The sequence below is a fragment of the Tepidibacillus sp. LV47 genome (genome assembly GCF_048381575.1).
Taxonomy (GTDB): Bacteria; Bacillota; Bacilli; order Tepidibacillales; family Tepidibacillaceae; genus Tepidibacillus.
Map to the genome: position 1 here is coordinate 20,275 of NZ_JBLWIF010000011.1, position 13,376 is coordinate 33,650.

Genomic DNA, 13,376 nt, shown 5'->3' on the forward strand with positions numbered 1-13,376 from the left:
AATTTACAACCTTTTACTTTAGATTCTTTTTTTTAAACTATTCTAAAAACTACAACTTATCTCTGTAACCAATTACAAGCAACAATATCTTTCGTTGAATTGCCAGTTATTTGGAAAGTTTGTTTGCGATTGAAGAAGCAGCATAAGAATCCGGTTTTGTCTTGCATTGAAAACCACAAGCATTTACAAAACTTACGATTTCAGGAATCATCTTTGAAGTTGGACCATCCTCTCCTGCATCCACATGAATCCCAATCTCAAACAATCGACCTTCTTGTTCTAAATGCAACGCTAATTTACTTGCCATTTTTCTATACTTTGACTCGTCTCATAAAAAATTTTCTGCCTTAGATTCGTTATTTTGCGAACTCTTTTAATATCGTAAAAAAAGATTCCACCCTTCCCAACGTTCCACACAGCAACGACAATCACGGTCTTTGTTAAATCAAAATTTTGGGAATCGGTTCCAACTGAAATTTTATATTCCTGTCCTTTATCATTAGAAATATAGTTGCTTATAATTTGGCACATTCTTTCAAAGGAGACTTCCCCGTAGGTGATACTACGCATTCCATTTAACCTCTCCTTTTCACGAAAATGTAAATCTCTTTGATTATATCATATGGTTCCTTAATTCTAAGGTACCACACGAGATTATAAACAATTCTAGTGCAAGGGAAGAAGATCCATTTCGTATCTCATTAAAAAAAATGTTGGCAATTAATGTCCATGAAAATGGGAATGAAAGGGGAAAAGTTACCCTTGAGCCTTCCATCTAAAAATAAAAGCCATGGGTCTAATAAGGTTTTCTACCCCATTATCACCATGACTTTTAACATGAGTTTTTTGAGTTTTTTATTCTAACCATTCATTGCAATAGGCGCAGAAAAATGCATCATACTTTTCATAATTTTACTCATACAAAAATAATAGCGGCCAAAACCGCTATTATTTTTAAAAAGTTTTTATAAATTTCATCAACACATCTGAAAATATTTCAGGCTCATCAAAGTAACATGTATGGCCTAAATTATCAAATGTGAATAAGGTACTATTAATAATATTATATTTCAACATACCTGCAAATTCATATGGCGCAATATCATCGTTTTTACCCCATACAATCAGTGTTTTGGCTCTTATATTTTTTAACAATTCCCCGTATTTGTCTACATTTATACTATCTATAATTGTTAAAGTTTTAAGCATACTTCCATATTTAAGTGCAAATTTTATAGATATTTCTCCACTGAAAGATGGACCTACAAGATGAAATGCTTCAATATTTAATTGAACTACAAATTCATGTAAAAAATCTTCTTTTTCTAAATTCAAATCCTCAGATAAACCATATCCTGGAAGTTCAAGTGCTATCACTTCAAATCCTTCATTATTCAATCTATCAATTATTCCTGAGTTTACCCAATCATAAGCATTATACTTTTTACCATGCAATAGAATTACAGTACCTTCGCTATTATCATTTTTTGCTTTTAAATAATGGATTCTGCTATTTTTTATGTCGATATATTCATCATATATAGTCATAATATCACCTCTTAAATTATAAGTGACAGTTCTGCACCATCTCTAATTGCTTCTACTGCTGAAGCTACGCTCTTACAGTCGCCAATAAAGTAATACCTTCCATCATTCGTCAATTCCGTAAATTCCTTATCAGGTAAATTCCCGACCGCCGTAACTACGTCGTCAACTTTTAATACCTTATAAGCACCATTAACACTATATAAGATTTTCCCACCAGATATTTCTTTTATCACAGTTTTTGTAAATATATTGACATTAAGGTTTTTAAGCCGGTTTAAAAGCAGCTTTCTTATCATTGGGAATATTCCTTCTCCCACCTCATCCTTAGCCTCAAAGACTGTTACATTCTTGCCTTTTTTCGCAAGATATTCGGCTGTTTCAAGACCCGTAAGACCGCCTCCAATTATTGCAATATCATTTCCTCTTGGTAAATTTCCATATAAAACATCTATTGCATTATAAGAATTTACATCCATTTCCAAAACTATTTTTCCGGGTTTAGAACCTGTTGCAATAACAAATTTATCATACGGCATTTCTTTTATATCATTTAAGGTTATATTTTTATTTAAATGTATTTTTACTTTATATTTTTTTAAATCTCTTTTCAGATATTCTATAACTCTGCCTATTTCATCTTTATGAGGCGGTATTTTTGCAGCGTTTAACTGTCCTCCAATTTTATTATCTTTTTCATATAACTCGACATTGTGACCTTTCTTCGCAAGATATTTTGCTGCAGACATACCTGCAGGTCCACCGCCAATTATAGCAATATTTAGAGGTTTATCAGTTTTAATATCAAATTCATTTTCTCTACCAACTTCAGGATTAATCATACATGACACAGGTAAACCTTTTAAAATATATGCAATACACGCCTGATTGCAGTGAATGCAATATCTTATATCATCGGTGTTGCCATCTCTTAATTTTGCGATGCAGTCTGGCTCTCAGATAAGCCCTCTTGCAATGCCAACAAAATCAGCTATATTGTTATTTAATATTTCTTCCCAGTCGCCTGCAAATCCAAGTTTGTTAGCTGCTATAACAGGTATATTCACATTCTCTTTTATTTTCTTTAAAAATTCTAATAAAGGTTTATCCTTTATACCCATTGGTGATATATGGTATTCTGATGTCGAACCCACTCCAGCTGAAACATCAAGGCCGTCAGCACCGTATCTTTCAAGTAGTTTTGCAAATTCTATACTTTCTTCAATGCTAAAACCGCCATCTGTAAAATCACTAGCATTGATTCTACATATAACAGTTAAATCTGGAACATGTTTTTTAACTTCTTTCAGTATATCAACAGCAAACTTGCTCCTTCCTTCAAGTCTGCCGCCATATTCATCCTTCCTTTTGTTTACATCCGGCGATAAAAATTGATTGACAAACCAACCATGTGCATAATGAAGCTCAATAAGGTCAAATCCTGCATTCTTTGCCCTGACTGCCGCATATGCAAAATCTTTAACAAAATCCTGTATCTGCCCTTTTGTAAAATCTGACGGCTTATATTTGGGATTATGCATAGCAAGCTGTATACCCGCTTTTGCATCATTTTTATGCAGTAAATCCGACAGTTTCTTAAGACCCTCTACTTTGTCATCATCATCTATGCCAAGCTGGTTGGCAAAAAATTTGCCGAATTTATTTACATAGCTTGCTTCTACAATAACTAATGAAACATCTTTTGACCTTCTGTTATAATATTCCAGCTCTCTATCACTTACAAAGCCGCTGTTAGATAGATTTGTAACTGTAGGCAGCATAACGAACCTGTTTTTCAATTTAATATTTCCAATTTTACCTTCGTTAAATAACATATAAAACATCTCTTCCATATAACATTTTAATAACATTTTAAAACTTGTTTTTACATAAGTAAAATAATATGATATTATAAAATATATAAGTAAATACTTATGATGTGAATAAAATGAACTTAAGAGAAATCAAAATATTTTTAACTGTATATGAATGTAAAAGCATGTTGTATATTTAAAATAATCTCCACTCCACCAACACTCCTAATTTCTACCAGATAATAAAGTTCGCTGTTAATTTAAAAAAACCCCTTCCCCTCCCCTTAAGCCCGCATAAAATAAGCATGGGATTTTATGGGAGGAAATAAAGTTTTTCTGTGAAGTAGTATTATTTCTCCTATAATTTTTCAAATACTGCTCTAATTTGTGTGAAAAAAGTTGATCCAAAAGGGCGGGTTCATGGATAAAAGGAAAAAGGGATAAGTGGCGTAAATCCCGCATTTATCAAGGCTCTACCACTTATCCCTTCGTTATTCTGTAAAGACTTAATCCTTTATCCTTTTCCCTAATTTCATCCCAATTAGTATCACTTTTTTCGCACGGGGAAAAGGTAGAAATGGGAAATACAATAAATAGTATATTTAAAATATTTTTACTCCACCGTCACGCTCTTCGCGAGGTTACGTGGCTTATCCACATCGTTTCCACGGGCTAAAGCTGCATAATAAGCGAGTAATTGTAATGGAATCACAGATAGTGCTGGTGTTAGTAATGGCATAGTACGTGGAATTGCAATCACTTCGTTTACAGATTTGCTTAATTCTTCTTCATTTCCTTCGAGGGTAATCCCAAGGATATAAGCATCCCGTGCATTAACTTCTTTAATATTACTTACCATTTTTTCATATACATCTTCTTGTGTTGCTAAGGCGATGACAGGCACATCATTCGTGATTAAAGCTAATGTCCCATGTTTTAATTCCCCTGCTGGATAAGCTTCAGAGTGAATGTAAGAAATTTCTTTTAGTTTAAGTGACCCTTCTAGGGAAACGGCATAGTCAAGACTACGGCCAATGAAGAATAAATCTTCATAGTGAGCATAACGCTCTGCAAATTGTTTCATCGTTGGGGCAAACTCTAATAATTTTTCCGCTTGTGTAGGTAATTGATTCAATGCTTGAATATATTTTGCGATTTCTTCTTTGCTTAGGGTCTTACGGATTTGAGCGAGATATAATCCCCATAAATAAATGGCAATCAATTGAGCAGTATAAGCTTTGGTTGAAGCAACTGCAATCTCTGGACCAGCATGAGTAAGTAATACTTCGTCTGCTTCACGGGCCACAGAACTCCCATTCACATTGGTGATGGCTAATACTTTTGCTCCTAATTTCTGAGCTTCTCTTAAAGCAGCAAGGGTATCTGCGGTCTCACCCGATTGACTAATGACCATAACCAAGGTGTTTGGCGTAATAAGGGGGTTACGATAGCGATACTCTGATGCGACATCCACTTCTACTGGAATGCGAACTAAACGCTCAATCACATATTTCCCCACTATTCCAGCATGATAAGCAGTACCACATGCAACGATATGAATTTTATCAATAGCACGAATCTCATCTTCTGTTAAGCGAATTTCCTTGCTTAAATCCACTCGCTGATTCTCGTAATCAATTCGGTAATTTAATGTTTCTCGATAAGCACGAGGTTGCTCATGGATTTCTTTTAACATGTAATGGTCATAACCGCCTTTATCTGCAGTTTCCACATCCCATTCTACATGGAATGGTGTACGTTCAATCAATTCACCAGTGGTTGTCATTAATTGAACACGATCGGCAGTAATGACCGCCATTTCCCCATCATTTAAGATATAGACATCACGAGTATGTTCGATCAAAGCTGGAATGTCAGATGCGATAAAGTTTTCATTTTCTCCAAGTCCTACTACAAGAGGGCTCGCTAAACGAACGGCTACTAATTTGTCAGGTTCATTGATATTAATAATCCCTAATGCATATGCTCCTTTCATTTTAGCAACCGCTTTACGAACAGTAGAAACCAAATCTCCATCATAAAGATCCGCTAATAAATGAGCGATCACTTCTGTGTCTGTTTCTGATTTGAATGTAACCCCTTTTTTGAGTAACTCCTCTTTGATCTCCAGGAAGTTCTCGATAATTCCGTTATGAACAACAGCAAATTGTTGTCTTTCATCCATATGAGGATGGGAATTCATATCCGATGGACGACCATGGGTAGCCCAACGTGTATGACCGATTCCTAAGCTCCCTTCCATTGGGCTTTTTGCTAATTTTTCTTCTAAATTGCTCAAGCGCCCAACGGATTTTTGTAAACGGATTTCCCCATTTTCATAAACGGCAATACCAGCTGAATCATAACCGCGGTATTCCAATTTCTTTAAACCATTTATCAGAATTGGTTGAGCTTCACGCTGACCAATATAACCTACGATTCCACACATTGATGTAATATCCTCCTTATTGTTATCGGAGGCAAAATCTCTGATAATCAGGGGATTTGCCCCCGACATCTCCTTGTTTTCTTTCTGTATTACTTCTGTATTCCAAAGAATTTACAAAGAGCATTTATAGAAAGTACATGATAATAAAGCTTTTGTCAGATAGGTCGCCCTATCTTTTTTAGCTTTATTTTAACGGTATTCATGTCTACCGGAAGGCATCCGCCGATAATTCGATCACCTTCATCCTCGTCAACTACAAGGAACATGGTAAACCGTACTTGTAGTTCAGGCGCTTTTTATTCTATTTTCCCTCTATCCTCCTTTCTCTCTATGAATCAATTCACTATATTATATGATGTGGGAAGCAATTTGCTTCCCACACAACATCTTATATCATATCACGATAATTCGTTTTTGACTACTTGAATTATTTGACTCACATAATCTCTTAGTTGATCCTCATCTGGTCCTTCTGCCATTACACGAATTAATGGTTCAGTTCCTGAAGGGCGAACTAAAACTCGGCCTTCATCCCCTAATTTTTGTTCCACTTCACGAATTGCTTTTTCAATGACTGGATTATTCGCATATTTGGATTTATCCGCTACTCTAACATTTTCAAGCACTTGGGGATATTTTTTCATCTGATTTGCTAGATGTGATAATGATGATTTTTTCTCCTTTAAAACATTGACTAATTGGATCGCTGTTAAGATTCCATCACCAGTCGTGTTGTAATCAAGGAAGATAATATGACCTGATTGTTCTCCTCCTAGATTATATCCCTCTTTGCGCATCTCTTCCATTACATAGCGATCCCCTACTTTGGTTTGGACGCTTTTTAATCCAAGGTTTTCAATCGCTTTATAAAAACCTAGATTGCTCATTACGGTACTTACGATGGTATTCTTTTTTAATTGCCCTTTTTCGCTCATTGCTTGTCCACAAATGAACATCACAAAATCCCCATCAATGATCCGACCTGTTTCATCCACAGCAATTAAACGATCCGCATCACCATCAAAGGCAAGTCCCAGATCGGCTTGATGTTCAATCACTTTTTGTCTTAATGATTCTGGGTGAGTTGAGCCACAATTTTCGTTGATATTCGTACCATCTGGTTGATGATATAAAGGAATAACTTTTGCACCTAATTCTTGAAATAATCTTGGAGCAAGCTCATAAGCAGCGCCATTTGCCGTATCAAGTACAATCTTTAAGCCATCAAAACGATGAGAAATAGTGGTTTTGAGATATTCTAAATAGATATCTTTGGCATCATAACGCTCCTCTACTCGTCCAATTTCTCCGCCAATGGGACGTGGGAGATTATCCTCTTCTTGATCAAGATAAGATTCTATTTCAAGTTCTGTTTCATCAGAAAGTTTATAACCATCAGCACCAAAAAATTTGATCCCATTATCTTCTACTGGATTATGAGAAGCTGAGATCATCACACCTGCATTCGCTTTTAATATTCGCGTTAAATAGGCTACCCCAGGAGTAGTAATGATACCTAAGCGAATCACATTGGCCCCAATAGATAGCATCCCAGCAATCATTGCACTTTCTAACATTTCCCCTGAAATTCTCGTATCTCGACCGATAACGATCGTCGGTTTTTTCGTTTCTTTCGTTAAAATATAGGCTCCAACTCTTCCCAAACGATAAGCTAGTTCTGGTGTTAATTCTTGATTCGCAATACCCCTTACTCCGTCGGTTCCGAAATATTTTCCCATTCTAGATCTTCCTCCTCAAAAACTTTCCTAGGTCGTCTATATGTTTCAATTAAGTGCTCGGCTACCCGTATCCCATCAACAGCGGCACTCACAATTCCACCAGCATACCCTGCTCCTTCTCCTGCTGGATATAAACCTTCTACATTCTCCGATTGAAAGTCGTCTTTTCGTGGAATGCGCACAGGGGCAGAAGTTCTTGTTTCCACTCCTGTTAATACCGCATTTCTTGAATCATAGCCCCGCAGTTTTTTGCCAAATTCAAGAATTGCTTGTTCTAATGATTTACTAACGAAATCAGGAAGTGCAAAATGTAAATCACTTGGTGTGATCCCTGGTCGATAAGTAGGCCGAAAGGGAACATCAGCAAAATCATTGGAAGGAACTCCATCAAGAAAATCTCCTACTTTTTGTGCAGGTGCTTTATAACCACCGCCACCAAGTTGATATGCTTTTTTCTCATATTTTCGTAAATAGCGTACCCCTGCTAAAGGATCGTCTCCCTTAAAATCATCGGTAGAAACAGTAGCTACTAAGGCACTATTAGCCACCCTAGAAGCACGGCTATAATAACTCATCCCATTAGTGACAACCATTCCCTTTTCTGAAGCTGCAGCTACAACAACTCCGCCAGGGCACATGCAAAAAGAATAACAAGCCCTGTCATCATCACTTTCTCCAGCCTTTTTTACCAAGGTATAATCAGCAGCTCCTAACTGGGGAGCATTGGCATAACGACCATATTGTGCCTCATTGATCAATTGTTGGGGATGCTCAATTCTTGCGCCAATAGCTAGGGGTTTCCCCTGAATTTTAACCCCTTGTTGGTAAAGCATTTCATATGTATCCCTTGCACTATGACCAATTGCCATAATGACAACTTGGGCAGGGATTTGGTATTTATGATTTACCTCAAGAGCAACGACTTTCCCATGTTCGATGATCAAATTGGTAACAAGGGAATCAAATTTAATGATGGCTCCCATTTTTATCAGTCGCTGACGTAAATTATAAACGATTTTTTTCAAATTATCAGTACCAATATGTGGTTTATGAACATAAAGGATTTCTTTTGGAGCACCTGCTTCCACAAACGTTTGAAAGACTTGATCGATGCGTGAGTCTTTAATTCTAGTGGTTAATTTACCATCAGAAAAAGTACCTGCTCCTCCTTCACCAAATTGAACATTGGAATGGATGTTTAACTCTCCTGTACGCCAAAAGTGAAGAATGTCTTTACTTCTTCGTTCAACATCTTTACCTCTTTCAAGAATCAAAGGTCGATAACCATGCTTGGCAAGTTCCAATGCGGCAAACAAACCACTAGGCCCTGCACCGATGATAATAGGGGGATAAAGTAATTCTTTATCCCCGGGAATTAATTCTTTTTTCTTTTTTTCTTTCACAATTTGCACATCTTGTGTACGTAATTTTTCAACCAGTTTTTTTTCGTCGATGGTTAATGTAGCTTCAATTTGATAAACGAAACGGACATCTCTTCTAGCATCAATGGACCGTTTTACGATTTCGTACTTCTTTATTTTTTTTAAAGGAACTCGGAGTTTCTTTTCGATTGCTTCGACTAAATCTCTTTCTGTGTGCTCAAGGGGTAATTTGATGTTCGAGATCCGAATGGCCATGTATTTTACTCCTTTACAATTTGGACTTTTACTTTCTCTATTGCATTGATCACCTTGGTGTATAAAGGCACGTTATATTGAACCTCTACCTCATGCTCCCCAGGTGGCAAGTTGGTTAGATCAACAAAAGCTTGAATATCATCATTTTGGAGCAAATCCAGGATCTTTGGTGCTCCTTCTAAAGTTATTCTTGTATTTCTCGATGAAATTACTTTTCCTTTCAAACCTCGACCTAATCCATTTAAATCAATGGGTATATTTTCGAAGTCTTTCTTTTTCGATTTCACAATGGTAATTTCCAATTGAATTTGATCTGGCTCGATTTTATATAATTCAGATGCAACAGGGATTTTTAATGAAACGAAATTTTTCCCTAATGGTAAGTTTGCAACTGAAACATTGGGACCTTGATATACTTCATATTTATTTACCGTATCTTTTGGACCATATAAAGTTACTTCTTTCGTTTTCAAATCAATCGATTCAATCGCCAATCCTGTTTTTGGCTCATCAATCATTTTATAGGTCAAGGGAACGATTTTGTATGGGCTGGTTACAGGAATTTTCACTTCTGCTGTTTGTGGAGTAATCTCCACTTTCACAGGATTTCCTTTTTTATCCAAGGCATGAAGTGGAACTTGCTCGATAATCATTTTGTTGGCATTTTCTACATTAATAAAAGCTTTAACAAAGGCAACAGCTTCTACTTCATCTTTTGTACCTGCAATATGAACTTTCGTTGGGGTAACAATTGGTTCACCCGTTTGGAACCCTTCTGCAGCTTTTCCTAGTTGGTCAACAAGAATAGACATTTCTATCCGATGTTTTTCTTCAATTTTTACTTTTAATGTTCGGGGTTGTATTTCAATATCGATGCCCCTTGGAAAACCAGTATACTGGATCGGCACATCATAGGTTCCTTTTTTATAAGGGGTTAGATCTACAAAAAATTGGCCTTTATCAAAAATCTTGCCATCCCGTAATTGTCCGATTATGTTTGGACTCCCTTTTAAAATAACGGTTACTCTTTTGGTTAAAACATCGACAACATATAATTCTTCATTATATTTTGGAATCACATTGGTTTCATATATATATGTGTTTTCTGTTTGTTCAATGGGATTTAAACTAGGGTTAGTTTTTTGGCCCATATTAACGACCATCCAAAGCATGATTGCTAATATGAGTGATAAAACTTTGACTACATTATTATTCTTCAACCATTTATCCATCAAGATCCCCTTTCTTTGACCTGAATAAATTTGTTGTTTTTGCAACAGGTCGTAATTCTTCTAGCAGCTTTTTCTCTAACCGTTCTGGTGTTAAACCCCTTTCAATTTGCCCATTGATGGCAATAGATAAGTGACCTGTTTCTTCTGAAACAACAAGGGAAATCGCATCAGACACCTCAGAAGCACCAATTGCAGCTCGATGACGCGTTCCTAATTCCTTACTGATAAAGGGATTTTCAGAAAGGGGAAGATAGCATGCAGCAGCCATAATTTGCCCTTTTCGGATAATCACAGCTCCATCATGTAAAGGCGTATTGGGAATAAAAATATTAATAATCAATTGGGAAGTTACCGTTGCATGTAAATCAATTCCTGTTTCAATATAATCATTTAAACCTGTTTCTCGTTCAATCACAATCAGTGCCCCAATCCGCCTTTTCGATAAATAACGGAAGGATTCAACAATTTCATGGATCATCTTGGTAACCACTTCTTCCTGGAAATGGCTAGATCGTGAAAAAAAACTTCCTCTTCCTAATTGTTCGAGTGCACGTCTTAATTCTGGTTGGAAAATGATGATGATGGCTAGAACACCATAAGTAAAAGCTTGCGACATTAACCATTGAAGTGTTCTTAATTCGAAATATGTACTAACTAACCAAGCGACGACGATAACCATGATCCCTTTTAATAATTGGATCGCTCGTGTACCTCGAACAAGCATTAGCAATTTATAGATCACATAACTAACTAATAAAATATCGACAACATCGTCTAATATATTAAAGATGTAATCCATCTTCTTTGTCCTCCAATAACCGATTATCCCTAGTATATGTTTTAAACTTATTCGCTAATTCACCTTTCCTATCCTTCTTCCATTTAACTTAAAACGGGATTTTTCTCTTTTTTGATTTCATTATTATCGTTTTTATCGAAATTTTTATCTATGATAAAAGGGTACCATTTTTGGTACCCAATTTGTATCCTTTAATTCAGACTCATATTTGCATTTTCTAATTCTTTTAAATCGATGGTTTGTTTTTGCAATTCCTTTTTATTCTCGTCCGTAAATGCATGTTTTTCATAATATTCTTTTCGCAACCTGCATAAAAAATTCCTATGAATAAAATCAAACTAAATAAAAGTAAGGAAAGTTTTATATGAAAAAAGAGAGGATGATTAGAAGCGAAATCTAAATTATTCTTAACTAAGTAAAGTCAAAAGCTTTTTTTTTAATCGGGAAAAATTCTCTCCTGTAATCATGCTAGGATCTCTTGGTCGAGGCAAATCAATCTCGACTATCTCTTTTACTCGGGCTGGACGATGAGAAAAAACATAGACACGATCAGATAGATAGACCGCTTCATCAATACTATGAGTAACAAAGAGAATCGTGTGATGATATTTCTCCCAAATTTCTAGTAACCAATGTTGCATTTTCATTCTTGTCATTTCATCTAAAGCACCAAACGGTTCATCTAATAATAATACATTGTTATCTAATAAGATCGTACGAAGAAGAGCTGCCCTTTGTCTCATTCCGCCAGATAATGCTGAGGGATATTCATAAGCAAATGAACTTAGCCCAAAAACGTCAAGATGTTCTAAAGCTTTTTCCCTTGCCTTAGCTTTTGGTATCCCTTTAATCTCCATTCCTAAAATCACATTATCCAAAACTGTTCTCCAGGGTAAAAGATGATCCTTTTGCGGCATATAACTGACAAAGCCTTTTTTATTCTTAATCGACTTGCCATCAAGCAAAATATCCCCCTTTGTGGGAGGTTCCAAGCCGCTGATGATATTAAACAAAGTGCTTTTCCCGCTCCCACTAGGGCCGATAATCGAAACAAATTCACCTTTTTTAATTTGCATCGAAATATCTTCTAATGTCTTAAAACTTCCATTTTGTAATGGGTATTCCTTGCAGATTTGTTTTAGTTCTAATTTAAAGGTAGTCATCTTCCTCCATCCCTATTTTTTCGGTAAAAATTCATTTGTATAGGCTTTCTCCATCCATAATAAATCCACTCAAAGTCAACATCACGTTTGGCGATCGCAAAGAAATCTGCATCTCCTACCGTCAAAAATTCCACTTTATTAAAATCAGCATTATATTTTCCCATTACTCCAAATTTCAACTTGAAATAATCTCACGAAGAATTCCCATAGCAAAAGACTAAAAACAATCATAAAAAGGCTAGAAAAAGGTTTTTGATCTTCTTCATTCAATCAACTCGGATACTTTCTTATCTTCTCTTCTATCGTAACTCCCTTCGGATAATCAGGTATCTACATCTGGAACTTTTAGAATGACTTGAAAACTAAGATTAATTACAGGCATTTAAACCCTCTATCCTTTCAAATTGTAAAATTTTTAATAAAAAAGCTGACCCATTAGGCCAGCAAAAGAAATCAAATATATATGTACAATAAACAGTTTCCCTACGCTGGCATTACCCAGATAGGGTTATATGGGTCGGTATTATAAACAGAATACCCTCTCAGCAAGAGCTCTCAAGCTCCCCATTTTCATATTCACTTTTTATTATCATTGATTATAGCTATGTTAGCACTAGAATGTAAAAATTGCAACTTGAAAAGTGTTTAGCAAATAATGATTATAAAAAAATGGAGCGGGTGATGGGAATCGAACCCACGCCGCCAGCTTGGAAGGCTGGAGTTCTACCATTGAACTACACCCGCTCGATAAGGAATATTCCATTTTAATGGTCGGGGTGACAGGATTTGAACCTGCGACCCCCTGGTCCCAAACCAGGTGCTCTACCAAGCTGAGCCACACCCCGTATCAGGATGGCGCGTCCTGAGAGATTCGAACTCCCGACCTTCTGATTCGTAGTCAGACACTCTATCCAGCTGAGCTAAGGACGCACATTGCAATAAAAATGGAGCGGACGACGGGATTCGAACCCGCGACCCTCGCCTTGGCAAGGCGATAC

At 36.3% G+C, this 13,376-nt stretch carries 11 protein-coding genes, 3 tRNA genes, 1 pseudogene and 1 riboswitch; all 15 genes and pseudogenes read right to left on the reverse strand.

Annotated elements, in window-relative coordinates; translation table 11 throughout:
* Positions 1-106: 106 nt before the first annotated feature.
* Complete coding sequence (locus ACMW72_RS10885) at positions 107-307, reverse strand: ribonuclease H-like YkuK family protein (RefSeq protein WP_418368867.1); 201 nt, start codon at positions 305-307, stop codon at positions 107-109.
* Complete coding sequence (locus ACMW72_RS10890) at positions 292-570, reverse strand: ribonuclease H-like YkuK family protein (protein ID WP_418368868.1); 279 nt, start codon at positions 568-570, stop codon at positions 292-294. The genes ACMW72_RS10885 and ACMW72_RS10890 overlap by 16 nt, the downstream gene beginning before the upstream one ends.
* A 384-nt stretch (positions 571-954) precedes the next feature.
* Positions 955-1,548, reverse strand: coding sequence for an alpha/beta fold hydrolase (locus tag ACMW72_RS10895; protein ID WP_418368869.1), 594 nt, complete (start codon positions 1,546-1,548; stop codon positions 955-957).
* A gap of 11 nt (positions 1,549-1,559) precedes the next feature.
* On the reverse strand, positions 1,560-2,387 hold the full coding sequence (locus tag ACMW72_RS10900; RefSeq protein ID WP_418368870.1) for an NAD(P)/FAD-dependent oxidoreductase: 828 nt from the start codon (positions 2,385-2,387) through the stop codon (positions 1,560-1,562).
* 114 nt (positions 2,388-2,501) lie between these two features.
* A complete protein-coding gene (locus ACMW72_RS10905) occupies positions 2,502-3,380 on the reverse strand; it encodes an NADH:flavin oxidoreductase (protein WP_418368871.1) in 879 nt (292 codons plus the stop codon).
* A 592-nt stretch (positions 3,381-3,972) separates the two neighbouring features.
* On the reverse strand, positions 3,973-5,808 hold the full coding sequence (gene glmS, locus ACMW72_RS10910) for a glutamine--fructose-6-phosphate transaminase (isomerizing) (RefSeq protein ID WP_418368872.1): 1,836 nt from the start codon (positions 5,806-5,808) through the stop codon (positions 3,973-3,975).
* Positions 5,809-6,206: 398 nt separating this feature from the next.
* On the reverse strand, positions 6,207-7,547 hold the full coding sequence (glmM, locus tag ACMW72_RS10915) for a phosphoglucosamine mutase (protein WP_418368873.1): 1,341 nt from the start codon (positions 7,545-7,547) through the stop codon (positions 6,207-6,209).
* Positions 7,517-9,184, reverse strand: coding sequence for an NAD(P)/FAD-dependent oxidoreductase (locus tag ACMW72_RS10920; RefSeq protein WP_418368874.1), 1,668 nt, complete (start codon positions 9,182-9,184; stop codon positions 7,517-7,519). Before ACMW72_RS10920 ends, glmM begins: the two co-directional genes overlap by 31 nt.
* A gap of 5 nt (positions 9,185-9,189) precedes the next feature.
* A complete protein-coding gene (locus tag ACMW72_RS10925; RefSeq protein WP_418368875.1) occupies positions 9,190-10,416 on the reverse strand; it encodes a YbbR-like domain-containing protein in 1,227 nt (408 codons plus the stop codon).
* A complete protein-coding gene (gene cdaA, locus ACMW72_RS10930; protein WP_418368876.1) occupies positions 10,409-11,215 on the reverse strand; it encodes a diadenylate cyclase CdaA in 807 nt (268 codons plus the stop codon). The genes ACMW72_RS10925 and cdaA overlap by 8 nt, the downstream gene beginning before the upstream one ends.
* A 407-nt stretch (positions 11,216-11,622) precedes the next feature.
* The gene (locus tag ACMW72_RS10935; RefSeq protein WP_418368877.1) at positions 11,623-12,378 is read right to left on the reverse strand and encodes an ABC transporter ATP-binding protein; all 756 of its coding nucleotides are present in this window, start codon (positions 12,376-12,378) and stop codon (positions 11,623-11,625) included.
* 50 nt (positions 12,379-12,428) lie between these two features.
* Positions 12,429-12,545: pseudogene (locus tag ACMW72_RS10940) on the reverse strand (ABC transporter substrate-binding protein); the annotation flags it as partial.
* Between the two features lie 294 nt (positions 12,546-12,839).
* A riboswitch (TPP riboswitch) is annotated at positions 12,840-12,955 on the reverse strand.
* A 93-nt stretch (positions 12,956-13,048) separates the two neighbouring features.
* Positions 13,049-13,122 (reverse strand) — tRNA-Gly (locus ACMW72_RS10945).
* 24 nt (positions 13,123-13,146) lie between these two features.
* A tRNA-Pro gene (locus ACMW72_RS10950) sits at positions 13,147-13,223 on the reverse strand.
* A gap of 8 nt (positions 13,224-13,231) precedes the next feature.
* A tRNA-Arg gene (locus ACMW72_RS10955) sits at positions 13,232-13,308 on the reverse strand.
* Between the last annotated feature and the right edge of the window lie 68 nt (positions 13,309-13,376).

What these genes read in the sequence shown, in the direction of transcription:
- ACMW72_RS10900 (WP_418368870.1), bottom strand. Translation starts at nt 2,387, where the DNA reads ATGATTAATCCTGAAGTTGGTAGAGAAAATGAATTTGATATTAAAACT.
- ACMW72_RS10895 (WP_418368869.1), bottom strand. Translation starts at nt 1,548, where the DNA reads ATGACTATATATGATGAATATATCGACATAAAAAATAGCAGAATCCAT.
- cdaA (WP_418368876.1), bottom strand. Translation starts at nt 11,215, where the DNA reads ATGGATTACATCTTTAATATATTAGACGATGTTGTCGATATTTTATTA.
- ACMW72_RS10890 (WP_418368868.1), bottom strand. Translation starts at nt 570, where the DNA reads ATGCGTAGTATCACCTACGGGGAAGTCTCCTTTGAAAGAATGTGCCAA.
- ACMW72_RS10905 (WP_418368871.1), bottom strand. Translation starts at nt 3,380, where the DNA reads ATGTTATTTAACGAAGGTAAAATTGGAAATATTAAATTGAAAAACAGG.
- glmS (WP_418368872.1), bottom strand. Translation starts at nt 5,808, where the DNA reads ATGTGTGGAATCGTAGGTTATATTGGTCAGCGTGAAGCTCAACCAATT.
- glmM (WP_418368873.1), bottom strand. Translation starts at nt 7,547, where the DNA reads ATGGGAAAATATTTCGGAACCGACGGAGTAAGGGGTATTGCGAATCAA.
- ACMW72_RS10885 (WP_418368867.1), bottom strand. Translation starts at nt 307, where the DNA reads ATGGCAAGTAAATTAGCGTTGCATTTAGAACAAGAAGGTCGATTGTTT.
- ACMW72_RS10935 (WP_418368877.1), bottom strand. Translation starts at nt 12,378, where the DNA reads ATGACTACCTTTAAATTAGAACTAAAACAAATCTGCAAGGAATACCCA.
- ACMW72_RS10925 (WP_418368875.1), bottom strand. Translation starts at nt 10,416, where the DNA reads ATGGATAAATGGTTGAAGAATAATAATGTAGTCAAAGTTTTATCACTC.
- ACMW72_RS10920 (WP_418368874.1), bottom strand. Translation starts at nt 9,184, where the DNA reads ATGGCCATTCGGATCTCGAACATCAAATTACCCCTTGAGCACACAGAA.